Source organism: Coprobacter tertius, from assembly GCF_024330105.1.
GTDB lineage: Bacteria > Bacteroidota > Bacteroidia > Bacteroidales > Coprobacteraceae > Coprobacter > Coprobacter tertius.
This window is the reverse complement of record NZ_JANDHW010000004.1, coordinates 94,736-117,051: the sequence shown is the minus strand read 5'-3', so window position 1 is coordinate 117,051 and position 22,316 is coordinate 94,736. Positions and strand designations below refer to the sequence as shown.

8 protein-coding genes are annotated in these 22,316 nt (G+C 39.9%); all 8 read left to right on the top strand.

Annotation, left to right across the window (positions count from 1 at the left end; translation table 11 throughout):
• Window positions 1-204: 204 nt before the first annotated feature.
• The 8 genes from NMU02_RS05335 (at window position 205) to NMU02_RS05300 (ending at window position 22,291) form a co-directional block, all read left to right on the top strand.
• A complete protein-coding gene (locus tag NMU02_RS05335; RefSeq protein ID WP_255026336.1) occupies window positions 205-3,933 on the top strand; it encodes a GLUG motif-containing protein in 3,729 nt (1,242 codons plus the stop codon).
• A gap of 145 nt (window positions 3,934-4,078) precedes the next feature.
• Entirely contained in the window at window positions 4,079-7,243 is a 3,165-nt protein-coding gene (locus tag NMU02_RS05330; RefSeq protein WP_255026335.1) for a SusC/RagA family TonB-linked outer membrane protein, read from the top strand.
• 21 nt (window positions 7,244-7,264) lie between these two features.
• Entirely contained in the window at window positions 7,265-9,292 is a 2,028-nt protein-coding gene (locus NMU02_RS05325) for a RagB/SusD family nutrient uptake outer membrane protein (RefSeq protein WP_255026334.1), read from the top strand.
• A gap of 99 nt (window positions 9,293-9,391) precedes the next feature.
• On the top strand, window positions 9,392-12,682 hold the full coding sequence (locus NMU02_RS05320) for a discoidin domain-containing protein (protein ID WP_255026333.1): 3,291 nt from the start codon (window positions 9,392-9,394) through the stop codon (window positions 12,680-12,682).
• Between the two features lie 7 nt (window positions 12,683-12,689).
• Entirely contained in the window at window positions 12,690-16,625 is a 3,936-nt protein-coding gene (locus NMU02_RS05315; RefSeq protein WP_255026332.1) for a beta-sandwich domain-containing protein, read from the top strand.
• A gap of 147 nt (window positions 16,626-16,772) precedes the next feature.
• A complete protein-coding gene (locus NMU02_RS05310) occupies window positions 16,773-19,091 on the top strand; it encodes a GH92 family glycosyl hydrolase (protein WP_255026331.1) in 2,319 nt (772 codons plus the stop codon).
• A 49-nt stretch (window positions 19,092-19,140) separates the two neighbouring features.
• Window positions 19,141-21,471, top strand: coding sequence for a GH92 family glycosyl hydrolase (locus NMU02_RS05305; protein WP_255026329.1), 2,331 nt, complete (start codon window positions 19,141-19,143; stop codon window positions 21,469-21,471).
• Between the two features lie 19 nt (window positions 21,472-21,490).
• On the top strand, window positions 21,491-22,291 hold the full coding sequence (locus NMU02_RS05300; RefSeq protein WP_435522013.1) for a basic secretory protein-like protein: 801 nt from the start codon (window positions 21,491-21,493) through the stop codon (window positions 22,289-22,291).
• Window positions 22,292-22,316: the final 25 nt, after the last annotated feature.

The following is a 22,316-nucleotide window of genomic DNA, read 5'->3' as shown; positions in this document are numbered from 1 at the left end:
TGCTCTGAAATAGCCGTAGTGTCATAAATAGCAAAAAAGGTGTCATAATCTACAAAGAGATGATTATGACACCTTTTTGTCTTACACAGAAATCTTTCCCTATTGGTTTATCCCCAAATTTGACATGAAATAAAGAGTAAAAGTGTTGAGATCGTGTTCCCTTTCCCTCTTTATTCCACTTATTAGTAACTTAAATTAAACGACATGAAAAGACTTACGCAATTGTCAGGGCTGTCTTCACGTATGTTGAAGATGGCTTTTGTGGGGCTCCTTTGTTGTGCCCCTTCCGTAATGTTGGCTCAGACTCCGATTAGTGATGAAGCTGGATTAAAGGCGATAGCCGATGATCTGGGTGGTCACTATCAGTTGACAGCCGATATTACTTTGTCTGGTGACTGGACTCCGATAGGAACTGCAGAAGCTCCTTTTACCGGAATCTTTGATGGAAACGGATTTGTAATTAATGGATTAAAAGTCGATACCCCCGAGGCGGATAAAGTGGGGTTGTTCGGTGCTGCTAATGGAGCCCAAATTTCTAAAGTGGGTCTTGTGAATGTATCGTTAGCGGGTAAACAAGACGTAGCTGGTATCGTTGGTAATGCGGCAAACGGTACAGTTGTCGAAGGCTGTTTTGTATCTGGTATCATTAATGGTGCAGACCATGTTGCCGGTATTGTCGGTGGTTTCGGAGCGAGTGCTACGGAAAAAAGCCGGGTGAAAGATTGTTTTTCTACGGCCTTGATTATTTCCTCTCTCAGCCAGGCTGGAGGTATCGTAGGTACTTCGTATGACGTAGATATTGTAAATTGCTACTTCTCGGGTATTTGCGAGAATAAATCGAATACCGGTGGTATTGTGGCGTTGATTGACAATGCTTCGGAAGTTTGGGGTAACGAAGCGACTAATATTGTCGCTAGTTTCGTGGCTTCTCCTTATTTAACCGGAAACAATGGCCGAGTTCATCGCATTTTGGGGTATGCCGGTGATACTCCCAAACCATATACTATCTCGAATTCTTATGGTTGGGAAGGGACCCTGATTAATGGTGTTGCTATCGATCCGGAAGATCCCACCCAAGATCCTTCAGGTATGGACGGTGACAAAAAATCATTGGAAGAACTGAAATCTGCTGATTTTATTACCAGTACTTTAGCATGGGATGCAACTATATGGACTGTAGGAAATTCTTCTTTACCTTTATTGAAATGGGTTAAAGATAAAGGTATAAAAGAATTCGATCAGGTTTATGGTTTGCCCGAAGATTGTAAGATGGTAAATAACGGTACGAAAACTGTTGGCGCTTATTCTACCTTTGGTAAAGTGGTAACTTATACCAGCAGTAATGAGGCTGTTGCAACTATTGCTGACGGTGTTATTACTTCTAAATCAGTTGGTACTACAACTATTACCGCTTCAACAGTAGCAGACGATAATTCTAATGCCGCTTCTCAAAGTTTCGAACTTACTGTTATCGAAGTTTCTCCTACAATCGCTACGGCTGAAGAACTCGATAATATTCGTTATAAACTCGACGGTGAATATACTTTAACTGCTGATATCGATCTGGCAGGTGTTGAATTTGCTGCTATCGGTACGGTAGATGCACCTTTTACCGGTACTATTAAAGGTGAAGGACACATTATTAAAAATCTTACAATTAATACTCCCGATAATGACAATACCGGTTTCATCGGTGCTGCCAGTGGAGCTACAATCGAAAAATTAGGTTTTGAAAATGCAAACGTTAACGGTAATGCAAATACCGGTGTTATCGTCGGACGTGCAGCTGGTACTACTGTATCGCAATGTTATGTAGGTAACAGTTATGTAGAAGGTCGCGACCATGTTGCTGCTATTATTGGTGGTACTATGGATGATTGTCTCGATCCTCAGAGTCAAATCGTTAACACTCTTATGACCGACTGTTATTCTAATTCGGAAGTTTATTCAAGACAATATCAGGCTGCCGGTCTGATGGGTACGATGATTGCTGCTGTAATAGAAAATTCTTATTTCAGTGGTATTGCAAGATGTCCGGGTTCTAATGTCGGAGGTGTTGCTTGCCTGGTTGATAAAGAAAACACATATGCACGTATTGAAAACAGCCTTTGTCTTTCTCCTTATCTGATCGCTGGTAACGGTAAGCGTATGGTTGTATTCGGCGGTGAAACTAAAACTGCTCAGGTGATAAATTGTTACTCATTGCCTACCACAGCTTATGGTAAAGATTTGAACAGCCTTACAACTCCGAGTGTAGAGGAAATGGGAGACAATACTGAACATGGAAATCCATTGGAAGAGGTAAGTTTTGCAAAAGATGAAACATTCTATGCTGAAGCTGCTGGCTGGGATATGACGAATACCTGGAAAATGGTAAATGGTTTGTATCCGGTGCTGAAATGGCAGAATACTCCGATTGATGTACATGTAATCGGTGCTCCTGACAATGTTGACCTTATTGTAGGTGTTCTTCCTTCGACTACACTTACTCATATTTATGGTTCTAACGGACAGAATGTAAAATATAGCTTTGATAGCAATTTATTCCGTACTGACGGTGTTGTAAACGATGCTCATGAATTATTCTTGAACGTAACGAGAAATCCGTCTGAAATGACTGTTGTTACATTTACACCGGAAGCTGATGATTATGGTAATGGAGCAGTAGAAGGAACAGATGTTAAAACAGTCGGTAAATCATTCACGGTAACAGTTTATCTCGAAGATGGAGCTAACCGTGAAATTAGAACTCCTCAGGATTTAGTTGCCGCTCAGAATTTTGTTGTAGGTAATTATAAACTGATGAATGATATCGATATGACCGGTGTTACATTCACAGGTATCGGTACAGAAGATAATCCTTTCACCGGAACATTTGATGGCCAGGGACATCAGATACGTAATATTAAATGTATCTATACGGGAAGTCCTAATAAGAAAGGCGGTTTATTTAATGTAACCAGAAGAGCTACTATTACTAATTTAGGAGTTACCGATCTTAATTTCTCTGCAAAGGGTCAGGATGTCGGTGGTATCGTAGGTTGGTCTGAAGGTGATCTTATCTCTCAGTGTTATGTTACAGGTAGTGTAAACGGTAACGACCATGTGGGCGGTATAGTGGGTAAATCGGTAAGATCTACAATCGAAAACTGCTACTTCAATGGCGATATGAATACCGATAATTACCAAGGTGGTGGTTTGGCCGGTGTATGTATGGCTACTACATTCAAGAACTCGTATGTTGCCGGTCAGGTAAGATCTATTTCTACAGCAAGCTGGTTTAACCGTGCCGGTGGTATTTTGGGTATGGATGAAACCAAAGCTTCAGAAGGAAGTAGCGATCTTACGACTATGAATGGATTGGCAGTAATGGCTAACATCGAAGCCGGTCTGGCTGGACGCTTTATTGTAACTGCTGACGGAACAGGTTCTGTATTGAAAGAATTCAATAAGTGTCGTTACGATATGGCTGCAACCTTCAATTCTGTTTCCGGAGAAGTAGGTAATCCTAACTACGAACAATCTACCGATTTTGCCGGATATCCCAGAGTAAGTGAATCTGATGCTCGTGCTTCTGAAGAATTCTACAAGCAAACTACTTATGTAGAAATGGGATGGGATTTCGATAATGTATGGACGATAGAGGAAGGAGTTTCTTATCCGACTCTTAAAGTTCAGAAACCCTGGGATCCTTCCGGTATCGAAGATAATGTAGCGGAATCTGCTTACAAGATCGTAGTAAATGGCGGTATTGTAACGATAACCGGTATCGACAAAGCTGATGTAAGTCTGTACAATACCAACGGTCAGTTGATTAAACAAACAGTTGGTCAGGATGGAATTGCAACCTTGTCTTTGCCGACAACAGGAATTTACATTGTGCGTATTGTAGAAAACGGTAAAGCTTATACCGAAAAAGTGCTGAATTTATAATTATTAATAATAGAGATAATAGCCGTTGGTAAAACGGCGGCTATTATTTCTTTTTTCCATGAAATCGAAATCTAATACTAATTATTTACTTAACTCTCTTTTAGAATTATCTCATTAAATATTAATTATTTAAATGTGAAAATGCATGAAACAAATTCATTTGAAGTTGCATTCGATTAAACTTTTTGCGGTATTCATGATGCTTTTTGCCTCAATATCGTTTGTCGAAGCAGCGCAAAAATTAACAGGTCGTGTTACCGACACCAAAGGTGAACTGATGATTGGTGTAACAGTAACCGAAAAAGGTACGAACAATGCGGTAATTACCGACGTGAACGGTACTTATAACATTGTGCTCCAAGGTGCTAATCCTGTGATTTCGGTAACGTATATCGGATTTAAACCACAGGAAATTAAAATTAAGCCGAATCAGACTCTTTTAGATATCGTTCTTGAAGAGAATGTAACGGCTATGAATGAAGTCGTTGTCGTAGGTTATGGCGAGCAACGTAAAATCGCTGCCGTAGGTTCGCAATCACAATTGAAAGTAGGCGATATGAAAATGCCGGCTGCTAACTTGAGTTCTTCTCTGGCAGGTCGTCTTTCGGGTGTGGTATCGGTACAGCGTACCGGTGAACCGGGACACGATGATTCGGATATCTGGATTCGTGGTATCTCTACTTTTACTAACCAGAACTCTAAACCGTTGATTCTTGTGGATGGTGTAGAACGTGATTTCTCTCAGATCGACGTTAACGACATCGAGTCTTTCACGGTTTTAAAAGATGCATCTGCTACGGCTGTTTATGGTGTGCGTGGTGCTAACGGTGTTATCCTTATCCAAACAAAACCGGGTAAAGTGGGTAAACCGCAATTCTCTCTCGATTATTATGAAGGTTTTACTCAGTTGACTTATGTTCCTGACATGGCCGATGGTTTCCAATATATGGATGCTGCCAATGAAGCCTCTCAGAACTCAGGAGGTCCTGTGTTGTTTAAACCGGGATATATCGAAGCTACTAAAAAAGCATATGGTCTTATACCCAACGATAATCCTCACCTGTATAACAAATATCTTTATCCTAATGTTGACTGGATCGATGAACTGTATAAAGACTGGGGACATAATCGTCGTTTGAATATGAGTGTACGTGGTGGTGTGCCCAATGCGACATACTATGTTTCGTTGTCTTACTATGATGAAAGCGGTCTTACCAATAAAGGTGATATCGAATCTTATGACGTTACGATGAAATATCGTCGTTATAACTTTGTATCGAATGTTGACTTGAAGGCTACAGATAAGACTTTGATCAATGTGGGCGTTCAGGGATATTTTGCAAACGGTCATTATCCTGCAGAAGGTTCGGGAAATATTTTCGCTCAGGCAATGGATGTAAGTCCGGTAGCTTATGCTAAAGAATACCCCGATGGTTCTGTTCCGGGAACTCAGTCGAACGGTGACTATCGTAACCCGTGGTCTGATTTGACTCGTCGTGGATATAAAGAAGAATATACGACAAAAGTAAATATGAATATCAAACTTACTCAGGACCTCGATTTCTGGAACTGGAGTAAGGGACTTAAAGTATATGCTTTGGCTGCTTTTGACGTAACTTCTGGTCATACTGCAAGTTATACCAAACGTGAAAGTACATTCTTTATCAATTCTTCAAAAGATGAAAATGGTTTATGGGTTAATCCTTATAACGAGGACGGTACGCTGAACCTGGTTCGTACTTATGAAAGTGGTAATCCTACTTTAGGATATGGTAATGGACAAAATGGTAACCGTACTTTCTATTTCGAAGCTGCTTTAAACTATGATCGGGTATTTGCTCGTAAACACAGAGTAGGGGCTATGTTCCTTTTTAATACAAAAGAACTCAGATATACCGATGTTGGCGATCTGATCGCATCTGTTCCTTATAAGAACCAGGGTATCGCTGCTCGTGCGACTTATTCATATGACGACCGTTATTTCTTGGAACTTAATATGGGTTATAACGGTTCTGAAAACTTCGCACCCAGCAATCGTTTCGGTTTCTTCCCGGCAGTCGGTGTGGGTTGGGTACCCTCTAACGAACGTTTTTGGGATCCTATCAGACCGTACGTATCGTTCCTGAAATTCCGTTATACCGACGGTAAAGTAGGTAGTGACGTTATTGGTTCTCGTCGTTTCGGATACATGACTCTTATGACAGATGGTAACGCTGGTTATAGATGGGGTTCTACCTCGAAATCAGGTGTCGCTATTTCAGATTACGGTGTTAATGTAAAATGGTCGACTTCCCGTAAGAGAGACTTTGGTGTCGATCTTAAATTCTTGAATGATAATTTGTCATTCGTATTCGATTATTTCCACGAACGTCGTGAGGGAATTTTCTTGCAGAGAATTTCTGTTCCTGACTATATCGGTTTGAATAACCTGCCGATGGGTAACCTCGGTATTGTTGAAAACCATGGTTATGAACTTTCTATGGACTATACTCAGCCCATTACTAAAGATATAACATTAACGGTACGTGGTAACTTTACTTGGAATGAAGATAAGATCATCGAAAATGACGATGCTCCTCCCGCATATCCTTGGTTAGATAGAAAAGGTTCTAACGTATTGGCCCGTTGGGGATACGTTGCTGAAGGTCTTTTCACCAGCATGGAAGAAATCGAAGCATCTCCTTTGCAGTTCGGTGAAACCGCAGGAGAACCCCGTAAATTGAGCCCTGGTGATATCAAATATAAAGATATGAACGGGGACGGTGTTATCGACGAATACGACCAGGTAAAAATCGGTCGCGGTGATGTGCCTAAGATGTATTATGGTTTTGGTGGTGACCTGAGAATTGGAAATCTTTCTTTGAGTGTATTGTTCCAGGGTGTAGCTAAAGCAGACCGTAATCTGAGCGGTTCAAGTATTATGCCGTTCCAGGGTGATGGTGGTAAAGGTAACCTTTATGCAAATATCGGAGATCGTTGGAGTGAAGATGATCCTACTAACCAGAATGTATTCTATCCTCGTTTAGGCTATGGTTCTTCTGATTTCTCAAATCAGAACAACTTCAAAACAAGTACTTGGTGGAAACGTGATGTAAGTTTCTTACGTTTGAAACAGGTGAATATTTCTTATTATTTCCCGAAAAAATGGTTCGATGGAACTCGTGTAAGCGGTGCTCGTGTATATGTTATGGGAACGAACTTGCTTACCTGGTCGAAGTTTGATTTGTGGGATCCCGAGTTGAATACTAATAATGGTGTCAGCTATCCTAATGTAAGAACTTATTCAGTAGGGTTAAGCTTTAATTTTTAATTAATAAAGAATATTGACAAAATGAAAAACAAGATAAAAGTAGCCTTGCTTTCAGGATTGTTACTGGTTACCGCTTCGTGTAACGATTATTTCGACACGGTTCCCGGTGAACGTATGACCCTTGAGTCGGTTTTCCAAAGCAAAGAATTGACAGAAAAATTCCTGGCTAATGTATATTCGTACATTCCCGATGAACATAACCAACGTCAAGGTGGTAGTACAGTGGGTGTATGGACTGCAGCCAGTAGTGAAGCTGAATTTACCTGGTCGGGTGTAAACTCGAATGAGGTGAATAATGGTGCGGTAAATGCAACTTCAGGTTGGGTTAACCGTTGGTGGATCGAATACTATAAAGGTATTGCTAAAGCAGGTATCTTTATGGAAAACGTAAATAAAAATCCGGAACTTACCGATGAACTGAAAGTTCAGTATTATAATGAGGCCAGAGCATTGCGTGCTATCTATTATTTCTGGATTTTCAAAATATACGGACCTTTCGTAATCCTCGACAAGGTATATCCTGCCGATGCTACGAATGAGGAAATGAATTTACCCAGAAATAGCGTTGACGAATGTATCAGCTTTATCGATAGTGAGTTGGCTGCTGTACGCGGTAATCTCAGTGTCGCTCATAGCGGTGGTGAATTTACCCCTATTTTGGTAGGTCATATCAACCGTGATATTGTAGATGCTGTTCGTTCACAACTTTGGTTATATGCAGCCAGTCCCCTGTTCAATGGTAATTCATTTTACAGATCATTGGTTAATGCCGACGGAAAACAATTATTCCCGCAGACAGAAGATAATACGAAATGGGAAAAAGCCCGTAATTATGCCGGTGATTTCCTGAAAACGTATACCAATTATAAACTCGTTACTTTGGATGCCAATGGTGAAGCTGTAACGGATATGAAGAAAGTCGATCCGTATAATTCGGTTCGTTCTGCTGTATATTGGGAATCTGTAACGCCTAACTCTGAAATGATTCTTTATCGTAAGGATGGTGCTCATAGTGTATTCTATTATGATATGACTCCTTATCATAAAGGTGCAAGCGGTAGCTATAAAGGTGGTACCGGTAAAGATGCTACTCAGGAAATGGTAGATTTGTACTTTATGAAAGATGGTCGTCGTATCGATGATTGGATTGCTGACGGTACATATCCCGATTATCCTTTGAATACCGATTTGGGAGACGATATTTATGATTATCTTAAATATGGTGAAGGATATAATGACCCGATTACGGGAAGAACATATATTGCTGCCAGAACCGGTAAAGACGTCTTGGCTCAATATTATGACCGTGAAGCTCGTTTTTATGCCGACATTACTTTCAACAATCAGAAATGGTTAGCTACTGATGCTACGATTTATACAGGTTTGGCTCGTGATGGTAATTCAGGTATGGATGCTGCATCGAATGACTATTCTCGTACCGGATATGTTGTACGTAAAGCTGCTACATCTAAAGCATGGACTGCCGCTGAAGGTAATATCATTTTGATCCGTCTGCCGGAAATTTATCTGAACTATGCTGAAACTTTAGCGGAATGTCAGAATCGGGGTATCGCTCCTCAGGCTAGTTCTGGAGTATCCGATCAATATCAAACAGCGATCGATTATGTAAACATGATACGTGCACGTGCCGGAATCCCGGGTTATAGCTTTACTGCAGGTACAACAGATGCTCGTGGATTAACTTGCATACAGATCGATAAGGACTATACTTCTATAATGAATGTAATCCGTCGCGAACGTACGATCGAATTGGCATTCGATAATCAACGTTACTTCGATGTTCGTCGTTGGAAAGTTGCCGGAATGGCTCAAGGTGATGGTTGGGTATATCCGACGTATCATAGAGGTGGTGAAGGAGGCGATACTTATGGCCTTTCTTATGACCGTGCAGAATACGATGGTTTCTATATTAAAAAACCGTTCGAAACCCGTAGTTACAGCGAACGTATGAATCTCTTCCCGATTCCGCAGGCTGATATCAACCGTAATCCGTTGATGAGACAGAATACCGGATGGATGTCTGAATAATCGGATATGAATAATAACAAATAAGGCGCTGAATTTTTCAGCACCTTATTTGTTTATTAATATTTTTATTATAAGGTATTAATCTTTAAGAAAATTACTATGAAAAGAAACTTACACTTGAAATTGATGATGGCGATACTGATGCTGTTCCCGGTTTCGTTATGGGCGGCTGATGATCTGACTGATATTTTCTCTTTAGAAGGAGGAACGATGATATCGTCGGTATCTACAAATCTCGCTAATCTTACAGATAATGATCTGTCGACGACTTATACTTTCCCTACATCTACTCAAATTGTTTTTCAATCTCCGAAAGCGGTTGAAGTAAAAAAATATTCGATAACATCATCGAATGATACTAAAACATATCCTACTGCCTGGAAACTTGAAGTTTCAAAAGACGGTAACGAATGGAAAACATTACATTCTTTGTCTTTCCAGTCTTTTACTGCAAATCAAACAAGAGAATTCATTCCGTCGAGTGACGGACAACCATATATTTATTTTCGTTTAACGGTTTCTTCTGTTAAAAGCGGAAATAGTTGCCAACTGAACGAATGGCGCGTTTATGGCGAAGAAAAAAAGATTCCGGCTGTTCCTTCTGATGTAAGAGCCCGTTCTGAAGAAGATGGGACTGTTACGATTGCATGGAGGGATAATTCGGATAATGAAGATAGTTTCGAAATCGAACGTTCTTACGATTCTGAAAATTACGTAAAATTAGGGTCGGTATCGGCTGATGTTACGACTTTTAAAGATTCCGATATTTCGGCTGGTATCGGTTGTATGTATAGAGTACGTGCAGTCGGTAATGGTGGAATTTACTCTAATTATGCTCTTTCCGAACCGATACGTACACGAGAGGTCGAACTGAAAACGTCGGTTACTTACGGCCGTACCTATTCTGTAACCGATAAGAATGGTACGACAGGAGCTGAAGGAGTGGAAATGGTAATGGATGGTGATAAGTTTACCAAATATTTGTCGCGTACTAAAGATACCTGGGTAAGAGTAAACCTTCAGGAGCCTTTTGTCGTTTGTCAATATACGATAACTTCGGCAAATGACGCGCAAGAACGTGATCCGAAAGCTTGGTCGCTCGAAGCTTCGGAAAACGGAACCGCCTGGTTTACTATCGACCAGAAGACCGATCAGTATTTCGGTGGCCGCTTTCAAACTAATGTATATACGATCGATAACGATAAAGCATACAAATATTATCGTCTCAGCATAACCGATAATCAAGGTGCAAATATTACGCAGTTAGCCGAATGGGGGTTATATGCCGATATCGATCCGATTGCGATTCCGGTATCTAAACCGGAGGCTCCTACCAATCTGGTACTTAATCCGCGTACATTTAATCACCTTCAGCTTACCTGGGAAGATAATTCCAATAATGAAACTTCGTTCCGTGTAGAACAATCATTAAATGGTGAAGATTGGACGGCACTCGATAGAGTTTATGAGACACCGGATAATACGACTGCGTGGTATCCTTATCATTTACAACCTAATACTACTTATTATTTCCGGGTTTGTGCTGTAAATGATGAAGGTGATTCGGACTTCTCCAATGTCGTTACGACAACCACCGAAGGCGACGAATGGCCCGATACTTGGCCCGATTTTGTGTTCGATGGTAATCCTGAAGGAAATTTGACGAAAGTATATAGTAATGATGATATTGGTATTTATTTACCGGATGATGATAATATTTTGGCAGATGGCGGTAATGTAGAATGGACTTATGAACCGTTTACCAAAATGTGGCAGACGATGAAACAATTGATGGGTGGTGCAGAAATTTTCAGTGATCCCAGATTATTTATTGTTCTTCATGAAACCCCCGATGGGGGAGGCTTGGGCCGTTTGTTCCACTATCGTGATCATGATCAGAAATATCGTAATATCGTACATGTTACCATTAATAAAGATTGGGACTGGACTCGTGCCGAAACTGGAGGATTTAAATATGATGTACTTACTCATGAGGTATTTCATATTGTGGAAGGTATTGGTTCGGGAAGGAAAAATTCTCCTTTCTATGCCGTATGGGGCGATAGTAAATATGCCGAAATATTTCAATATGCAGTATTCTCTATTATGAATCCCGAACGTGCTAAAAGCTGGCATGAAGAGTATATGACCAAAGGATCGCATTATGCTGATTTCCCCAATGCAGGTTCTGAATGGTATGCCGGTTTTATGTATCCGATTTATGCTAAATATGGGGGGTGGGAAGTATATCGTACTTTCTTCGATATTTTAGGAAAGAATTACAAGCAGAAAAATATGGAGTTACAAGGTAACGGTACAATCGGAGAATTGATTCATTTTATGAGTGCTGCGGCCGGAGAAAGTGTGAAAGGATTTGCGAAGGATGCGTTCGGATGGACGGATAAAATGGAAATGTCTTTATTACAGGCACAACGTGACTATCCTCAGTTAACCTATGCCGAACCCGATGAAGAAACCAATATACTGAAGGCCGGAGGAACACTTACTTCTGAACCGGAAGCTAACAATATTTCTTATTTGACCGATGGAAATACCTCGACCGTTTATCGTGTTACTAAGTCGGAAAATATCGATATCATTTATAAAAATGACGAAAACTCGGCTATTCTTAGTAAATATACGGTATATGTAGACTCCAGTTTAGGTTATCAGCCTAAAAGCTGGGTATTATACGGTTCTAATGATGGTGAAAATTGGGTGGCTATAGATGAACAGACTTCTCCGGTTTATACTGAAAATGGTATAACGGTTGATTTGCCGGGTACAGTTTCATATTCTCAATTTAAGCTTAGCATAAAGTCGAAGATAATGAACTCTGTCGGTATCGCCGAATTAGAATTGTGGGGGAAATTCTATCCGATAAATCCAACGGATTTAAAAGTTCGGATGAAAGATGAGAAAACTGCTTATATCGATTGGAGTGCTCCATTTAATAGTGTAGATCATTTTGAATTGGAACGTTCTACGGATGGGGCATCGTTTACGAAGATAGCAGATATAGATCCGATAAATCTGTCTTATCTCGATGAGAATCTTGCATCGGGGGATTATTATTACCGCTTACGTTCGGTAAATGCAGAAAATGTATCGGATTATACGAATGTTGCTCATGTAAATACCGAGGAATTGGGTATCGAAGATATTACGGTAAAGTCTGCTTCTGAATTACTTTATGACTTGAGTAAGTATCCTGATAATCGTGTAAAACTTTATAATCCGGCCGGGATATTGGTTTACGACCGTCATCATACCGGTAACGAATGGAATGCGATTTCTACAGGATCGATTTTACAGACCGGTATTTATATTGTAGTTCTGGATTTAGGTAACGGAACAGCTCCGGTTAGAGAAACAGTAATTATTAAATAATAAACTCATGAGAAGATACACAGGTTTTGCCTGTCTGTTTTCCTTTATAATTTGTTTTGTGCCCGCAATGCAGGCACAAAACAAATTGTATTTGGTCGCCGACTCGCATCTCGATACACAATGGAACTGGACGGTAAAACAAACGATCGATGAATATTTATGGAATACCGTACATGATAATCTCGATCTGTTAGAAAAATACCCCGATTATATATTTAATTTCGAGGGGTCTATAAAATATCAATGGACAAAAGAGTATTATCCTGAAGAATACCAGAGATTAAAAAAATATGTTGCCGATGGGCGATGGCGTGTCAGTGGTTTCTCGGTGGATGCAGGTGATGTAAATGTTCCCTCGTCTGAATCGCTGATCAGGAATTTTCTCTTCGGACAATCTTTTTATAAGAGGGAGTTCGGGGATATGTACAATCGGGATATTATGTTGCCTGATTGTTTCGGATTCGGTTATAATTTACCTTCGGTTGCCGCTCATTGCGGTATTGTTGGCTTTCATACCCAAAAATTGACATGGGGAAGTGCTTATGGGATTCCTTATGATATTTGTATGTGGCAAGGAGTAGATGGATCACAAATCCCGGCTTTGCTGAATATGGGAGCATATGATGAACAAAGTTATTTTTGGAAAGATCTGACAAATGATCAAGAGATCATTAATAAAATAAACGATAATAAAAAGAAATACGGATTATCGTGGTATCCGCGTTATTATGGTCCTAGAAGTGACCGGGGCGGAGCTCCGGATGAGCAATCTCTACAATGGTTGCAAAAAAATGTAGCAGCAAACGGTCTGGTGAAAGTTATATCGGCATCGAGTGACCAGTTTTTTAATGATTTACTCGAAAACCCGACAGCTGTTTCGAATTTGCCGGTTTGGGAAAACGAACTGGTTATGAAACAGCATGGTGTCGGTTGTTATACGTCTCAATCTACGATAAAACGCTGGAATCGAAAAAATGAACTTTTGGCAGAAGCTGCTGAAAAAAGTTCGGTGATGGCCGATTGGTTAGGTGGTAAATCTTATGATTCGGATAAACTTACTGATGCTTGGACACGGGTTCTTTGGCATCATTTTCATGATGATCTTACAGGAACCTCTATTCCAAAAGCATATACTTATACCTGGAATGATGAAGCGATTGCACAGAATCAGTTCTCTAATGTGTTATTGAACAGTGTTGGTGCGGTTACCCGCACGTTGAATACCGAAGGGGTGGGGACTCCTATTGTTGTTTTTAATCCATTATCGAAACGTCGTAATGAAGTGGCGACTGTAACGATAGATGCCGCCTCTCGTCCTGAAAGTGTAGTCGTGAAAGATGCAGAAGGAAATAGCGTTCTTTCACAAATTGTCGAATTCGAGAATGGGAAGCTTACGTTTCTTTTTCTGGCAGACGTTCCTTCGTTGGGGATGAAAGTGTATCATGCAGAAATGTCGGATGTCGCGGAATCAATCGCTACAGCACAAGTATCTCAGGATAAGATAGAAAATGACAAGTACATTGTTTCTTTAGATGCTAACGGAGATATTTCATCTATAATTGATAAGAAAAGTTCGAATAAAGAATTGCTCGATTCTCCCGTGCGTTTACGATTGTCGACCGATGCTGTAAATAATAACTCTACATTTCCTTCTTGGGAAATCCTGTATGAAGATTTGTTGGAGGATGCAACTTTGGGTTATGTAGATGAAAATGTAAAAGTTTCGGTTGCAGAAAACGGACCGTTACGTTCGACATTAAAAGTTGAACGCACCAAGAATAATTCTATTTTTATTCAATATATACGTGTGTATAATGCAGGAGAAACCGAACGTATCGATTGTGAAAACGAAGTAGAATGGCATGAATTGACCACTTTATTAAAAGCAACTTTCAGTTTTACCGAATCGAATCCTAAAGCTACATTCGATCTTGGTTTAGGCGCTATAGAAAGGGGGAATATGAACGACAAACTTTATGAAGTATCCGGTCATCAGTGGGCAGACCTTACCGGGACATCGGGAAGTTATGGTGTTTCTGTTCTCAACGATTGTAAATATGGTTGGGATAAAACTAACGATAATACGATACGTCTTACTCTGATTCATTCTCCTAATGAGGGAGGATACGGATACCAGAAATATCAGGACCAGGGTTATCATCGTTTTACCTATTCGATATATGGTCATAAAAATAACTGGAGTAATGCTGATACGCAGTGGGAGGCTGCTAGTCTTAATCAGCCGATGCTGACGTTTGTTGCTCCGGTACATTCCGGTACCGATGACGAAATATCTATGGCGTCGGTAAATACCGATCAGGTTGCTATCAGAGCATTTAAGAAAGGAGAAGATCGTGACGAATATATTGTTCGTATATATGAATTGGCCGGTAAAGATGCCGATAATGTAGAAATTATTTTCCCGGCAAACATTATTTCCGCAGAAGAAACAAATGGAGTGGAAGAAACAATCGGTGCAGCTGTATTCGAAGGAAATAAACTTACTTTTTCCACTACTAAATTCAAGCCTAAGACATTTGCCGTGAAGTTAGCTGCTTCAGGGAATGACGTTCCGGTATTACAAACTCCCGAATCGTATCCCGTTACACTCGATTATAATGTGGATGTAATCAGTACCGATAATAATAAATCGGATGGAGATTTTTGTGGTTCCGGCTTATCGTATCCAGCAGAACTTATTCCTGCCGAATTGGAATCTGAAGGTGTACGTTTTACAATGGGGCCTACAACTGACGGAGAAAACAATGCTGTTGCTTGTAAAGGACAAACATTGCATTTTAATTCTAATGGAAACAGCTCTTATTTGTATTTGTTGGCAGCTACCGGTGACAATGCTGGAAAAACAGCTCGTTTTATTTTAAACGGACAGTCTCAGGATATCGACATACAATATTTTACAAAATTCGTAGCTCAGGTTGCGGGTGAATTTACGACAGGTTATTTTAAAACCGATCGTATTGCTGCTACTTGTACACACCGTCATAATGGTGCTACAGATAAAAATGAGTCGTATGATTTTGTGTATATTTACAAGTATGTTATATCTTTGCCACAGGGAGAGTGTGAGTTGCAATTGCCAGATGATGAAAATATTGTTATATTTGCTGCTACCGTATCTGATAATGCCAATGAAGATACAAAACCTGCCGTAGAATTGATGGATATCCCTAAGGTGAGTTTGAATGATTCAGGTGAAGAGGAAAGATGCGGGAAAGAGTTAAAAATAAGAGGAGTATTGGCTTCAGGGCAAGTAAATGATTCAGAACAAGCTGCTTATGCTGTCGATAACGATGTGTTTACCAAATGGTGTGCTACGGGATCGGATGATAAATGGCTCGAAGTGGAGTTGGAAGAAGAGGCCTATATTTGTGAATGGGAGGTTTTGCATGCCGGAAGTGAAAGTTCGAGATACATTACCAGCGATTTTGCGTTACAAAAATATACCCCTTCCGGCTGGATTGATGTAGATGCTGTTGTAGATAATTATGATAATCATACGATCCGCAGTGTCGAACCTTTCTTAGCAAAAAAAGTACGTTTATTGATAACGAAAGCCGATCGTATGAATAATGCTGCTCGTATATACGAGTTTAAAGTATATGGTAATTCCGATATTCAAAGTATTATTCCCGCTGATGTCGATAAAGATTTTGTTCTGAAGGGGATATATCCGAATCCGGTTGTTGCGGGAAGTGCCAGTATAGAATATACAGTGCCCGACGGTAATCTTCCGGTAAGACTTACGGTATGGGATATCTCTGGTCGTCGTCAGGCCGAAATGGAATTTAGTGCGGTTCAGGCCGGCCTGAATACGTATCGGTGGAATACCACTCTTCCGGCGGGAGTTTACTTATATCAATTATCATCGGTCAGAGATGGTGTGGTCATATATACAGATTGTAAAAGAATGATTATTAATTAAATAAAGGTAAATAACGATTGATATTTATGAAATAAAAACAGGAACATCGGAATAGAGGGTATATTTTTAAGGTAAAATCTTATTTTGTGTGAAGGTTTTTATGAGTAAATGTCGTCTATAATAGTAACTATATAAAATCTAAGACGAATGAACCGATTTAAGCTAGAATTAACCTTGTTGATTTTCCTGGGATGTGTAGGTTTTGCCAGGGCTGCAGAGAAAAAAAATGTAGTAGATTATGTAAATCCGTTAATGGGTACCGATTCTAAAATATCGTTATCGAATGGTAATACATATCCCGCCATTGCCCTTCCCTGGGGAATGAATTTTTGGATGCCTCAAACCGGACGTATGGGTGATGGATGGGCATATACGTATGCATCTGATAAGATCAGAGGATTTAAACAGACTCATCAGCCGAGTCCGTGGATCAATGATTACGGACAGTTTTCTATAATGCCAGTTACCGGCGAACTTAAGATTAATGAAAATGATCGTGCTTCGTGGTTTTCTCATAAAGCCGAAGTCGCTAAGCCGTATTATTACAGTGTATATCTTTCTGAGTATGATATGACGACCGAAATAGCACCTACCGAACGTTGTGCTTATTTTCGTTTTACTTTCCCCGAGAAAGATAAATCTTATGTAGTAGTAGATGCTTTCGATCGTGGATCCTATGTGAAAATTATTCCCGAAGAAAATAAAATCGTAGGTTATACTACTCGTAACAGCGGGGGTGTTCCTCAAAATTTCAAAAATTATTTTGTAATTGTTTTCGACAAACCTTTCGAAGTTGAAAAAGTATGGAGTGCTACTCGTGAAGAACGTGGTAAACCTCGTCAGTATTCTGTAGTTGATGGAAAAACGGAGTTGAGTGATTATCATGTAGGGGCCGCAATCGGGTTTTCTACCAAAAGAGGAGAGAAAGTACATGCTAAGGTCGCTTCTTCTTTTATCAGTCCCGAGCAGGCTGAACTGAATCTGAAAGAGATTGGAAATCAGTCTTTCGACCAGGTAAAAATGGCGGCTAAAGATCGTTGGAATGATGTATTGAGCCGTGTAGAAGTAGAAAGCGATAATGTAGATCATTTGCGCACATTCTATTCTTGTTTTTATCGTTCTGTTCTTTTCCCCCGTATGTTCCATGAGATCGATGCACAAGGAAATGTAGTACATTACAGTCCGTATAACGGAAAAGTATTGCCGGGACATTTGTTTACAGATACTGGTTTTTGGGATACCTTCCGTTGTCTTTTCCCGTTTGTGAATTTGGTATATCCGACTATGGCGGAACAAATGCAGGAAGGACTTTTGAATACCTATCTTGAAAGCGGTTTCTTCCCGGAATGGGCAAGCCCTGGTCATCGTGGTTGTATGGTAGGTAATAACTCTGCATCGGTTGTGGCCGATCCTCTGTTGAAAGGTATTACGAAGGTTGATTACAATAAATTATACGAAGGCATGGTGTACGGTGCTAACCATGTACATCCTCGTGTAGGCTCGACCGGTCGTATGGGATACGATTATTATAATAAATTGGGTTATGTTCCCTGTAATGTGGGAATCAATGAAAGTGCTGCCCGTACGCTCGAGTATGCTTATGATGATTGGTGTATCTATCAGGTGGCTAAAAAACTTAATCGTCCGGCCGAAGAAATCGAACTTTATAAAAAACGTAGTTTGAATTATAAAAATCTTTTCGATAAAGAAACCAGCCTCATGAGAGGTAAAAATGCTGACGGCAGTTTCGAAACTCCGTTCAATCCTTTCAAATGGGGTGGTGTATTTACAGAGGGAAATAGCTGGCATTATTCATGGTCGGTATTTCATGATATTCAAGGTTTAGTTGACTTGATGGGTGGTAAAAACCGCTTTGTCGCTATGCTCGATACTATTTTTAGTTTGCCTCCTATTTTCGATGACAGCTATTATGGCGGTGTAATTCATGAAATACGTGAGATGGAAATTATGAATATGGGTAACTATGCACATGGTAACCAACCTATCCAGCACATGATTTATTTGTATAATTATGCCGGTGAACCTTGGAAAGCTCAGTATTGGTTGCGTGAAGTTATGGATCGTTTTTATTTTGCTACTCCCGACGGATATTGTGGTGATGAAGATAACGGACAGACTTCTGCATGGTATGTATTTACGGCTCTCGGATTCTATCCTGTATGTCCTGCTTCGGATGAGTATGTAATCGGTGCTCCTTATTTTAAAAATGCAAAAATTCATCTCGAAAACGGAAAGACGATTGAAATTTCCGCACCTGAGGTAAGCAAGGAAAATCGTTACATCAAGAGTATGAAATATAACGGAAAAAATTATACCAAAAATTATCTTAACTATTACGACCTTCAGAAAGGCGCTAAGATAAAAGTAGTGATGGATAGTAAGCCTAATTACAACCGAGGTATAAATGCAGAAGATTTCCCGTATTCATTATCTAACGAGAAATAAATTTTTACAGTGCGTCATTACATTTATTCCTTAATTTAAAGTGCAAGAAATGAAACGTTTAATATTATCATCTCTCTGTATGTTCAGCTGTGCATTATTTGCACAGTCTGGACTTACAGATTATGTAAACCCCATTATCGGGACGAACGGTATGGGGCATACTTTCCCGGGAGCATGTGCTCCTTTCGGTATTGTACAGTTGAGTCCGGATACCGATACGATTCCGCAAAATGTGAATGGAGCTTATCAGAAAAAAGTGTATGAGTATTGTGCCGGTTATCAACATCGTGATAAAACGATCGTAGGATTCAGCCATACTCATTTGAGCGGTACGGGTCACTCCGATTTAGGAGATGTACTGATTATGCCTACGGTAGGAAAACTGATGTTGAATCCGGGTACGAGCGATCATCCCGAAAATGGCTATCGGTCTAACTATTCTCATGATACCGAAAAATGTACTCCCGGATATTATGAAGTCGTTTTAGACGATTATGATATTAAAGCTCAGTTGACGGCAACCGAGCGGGTTGGTGTGCATAAATATACTTTTAATAAAGGCAAAGATGCACATATTATTCTCGACCTGATACATGGTATATATAATTATGATGGAAAAACTCTATGGTCGACTATACGTGTAGAAAATGATACGCTGATTACAGGATATCGTATTACTAACGGTTGGGCTCGTACCAATTATACTTATTTTGCGATTTCTTTATCTAAGCCTATCAAAAATTATGGATATGTAGATAAAGAAAGGGTGTTGTACAGTGGTTTTTTGCGTAAATTCGATTTGAATCATAATTTCCCTGAAATTGCAGGCCGTAAGGTAGTCGCTTATTTCGATTTCGATATGGCCGACAAAGAATCATTGGAATTGAAAGTCGCTCTTTCGGCAGTAAGTACCGACGGTGCTCTGAAAAATTTGAAAGCGGAAACAGCCGGGCTTGATTTCGATCAATTGGCTGAACGTACTAAAGCTAAATGGGAAGAAGATCTCGATCTGATCGAAGCTGAAGGAAATAACGACCAGTTGGCGATGTTGTATACTTCGTTGTATCATACAATGATTAACCCTTCTATTTATATGGATGTAGATGGCCAATATCGTGGTCTCGATCATAATATTCATCAGGCCGACGGTTTTACCAACTATACTATTTTCTCTTTGTGGGATACCTATCGTGCCTTGCATCCTTTATTTAATGTACTTCATCCGCAGCGTAACGCCGATATGGTAGAGTCTATGCTGAAACATTATGAACAAAGTGTACACAAGGCTCTTCCGGTATGGTCTTTGATGGGGAACGAAAACTGGTGTATGATCGGTTATCATGCGGTTCCTGTTTTGGCAGATACTTATGTAAAAGGAGGAAATGTAGATGCTTCGAAAGCTATCGAGGCAATGGTAAGCAGTTCTACTCTTCCTTATTATGAGGGGGTAAAAGATTATATGCAATATGGTTATGTCCCTTTCGATCGTAATGGTAGTGCCGTGTCGGTAACGCTTGAATATGCATATGACGACTGGACGATATATCAGATGGCACAAAAAGCCGGGAATAAGAAAGTGGCCGATGAATATGCAAAAAGAGCATTGAATTATCGTAACGTATTCGATCGGGATTTGGGCTGGGCTCGTCCTAAATATAAAAATGGCGAGTGGAAAAAGAATTTCAGTTTGTTAAATACACATGGAGAAGGTTTTATCGAAGGTAATTCATGGAATTATTCTTTCTATGTTCCTCATGATGTAAACGGATTGATTACTGCAATGGGCGGTGATAAAAAATTTATCAGCAATCTCGATTCATTGTTTGTAATGGAACTGCCTGCAAAATATTATGAAAATACCGAAGATGTGACAAAAGAAGGGCTAATCGGTAACTATGTACATGGAAATGAACCGAGTCATCACATTGCCTATTTGTATGCATGGAGTTCTCAACCCTGGAAAACTCAATATTGGGTGAGAGAAATTATGAATCGCATGTATAAAAATAATATCGACGGTTTATGTGGCAATGATGATTGCGGACAGATGTCTGCATGGTATATCTTTACGGCAATGGGATTTTATCCGGTATGCCCGGGTTCGGATGAATATGTACTCGGAGCCCCATATTTACCTTATATGAAAGTGAAATTGGGTAATGGCAAAATTTTCGAAATAAAAGCTCCTAAAGTTAGTGATAAAAATCGTTACGTGAAGAGCGTAAAACTCAATGGAAAGAATTACGATAAAATGTATCTTTCTCATGAAGACCTTATGAATGGCGGTGAAATCGTTTTCGAGATGTCGTCTAAACCGAATAAGAAAAGAGGGATCTCATCTGAAACGAAACCGTATTCTATGACCGATGGAAAGTTTTAACCTTCAAAAACCAGAATATATGAAAAAAATAGTGTCGATGATGCTTTGCCTTATGTTGATGACACCGGCAATGGCAAAAAATAAAGAAAAAAAAGATATTCATAAACCGGCTCCTATCGAGAAGCAGTGGCGTAAATATTTTGTAGGGAATGTCGATTTTCGGGATGTGTCGCCTAATACGGCCGGTTCTGAAATATATAAACACATTATCCCCGATCCTTCGTCTTATATAACCGAGAATGCCAAACGGGTATTGCAGACACTTTATTTCTCGCCCAAAGATAGTATTCCCAAGCTCGAAACGATCATATATACTTTGAAAGATTATGACGGTATTTCTGCAAAAAGCGGATCGGGCAAGACGATCGGAATTGTTTACAGTACACGCTGGATCGAAAAAAGCTTCGCTAATAACGATACGGCTAAGTTAGACTATGAAACCCGTGGTGTACTTTATCATGAATTGACGCATGCGTATCAACTCGAACCAAAGGGATGTGGTACCTATGGTGATCATGGAATATACTGGGCATTCATTGAGGGTATGGCTGATGCCGTACGTGTAGCCAATGGATGTTTTACTGCGAAAGATCGTCCTAAAGGCGGAACCTGGACCAGCGGATACCGTACGACAGGTTTTTTCTTGAATTGGATTGCAGAGAATAAAGATAAGAATTTTTTGCGTAAATTTAATCGCTCGGCTCTTGAGGTGATACCTTGGTCGTTCGAGGGAGCTTTTAAGCATATTTTCGGAGATAACGAGAAATATACTGTAGAAAATCTCTGGAACGAATACCAGAAAGCGATGGGCGATATTTAATCTGATTGATAACACTCATTTATGA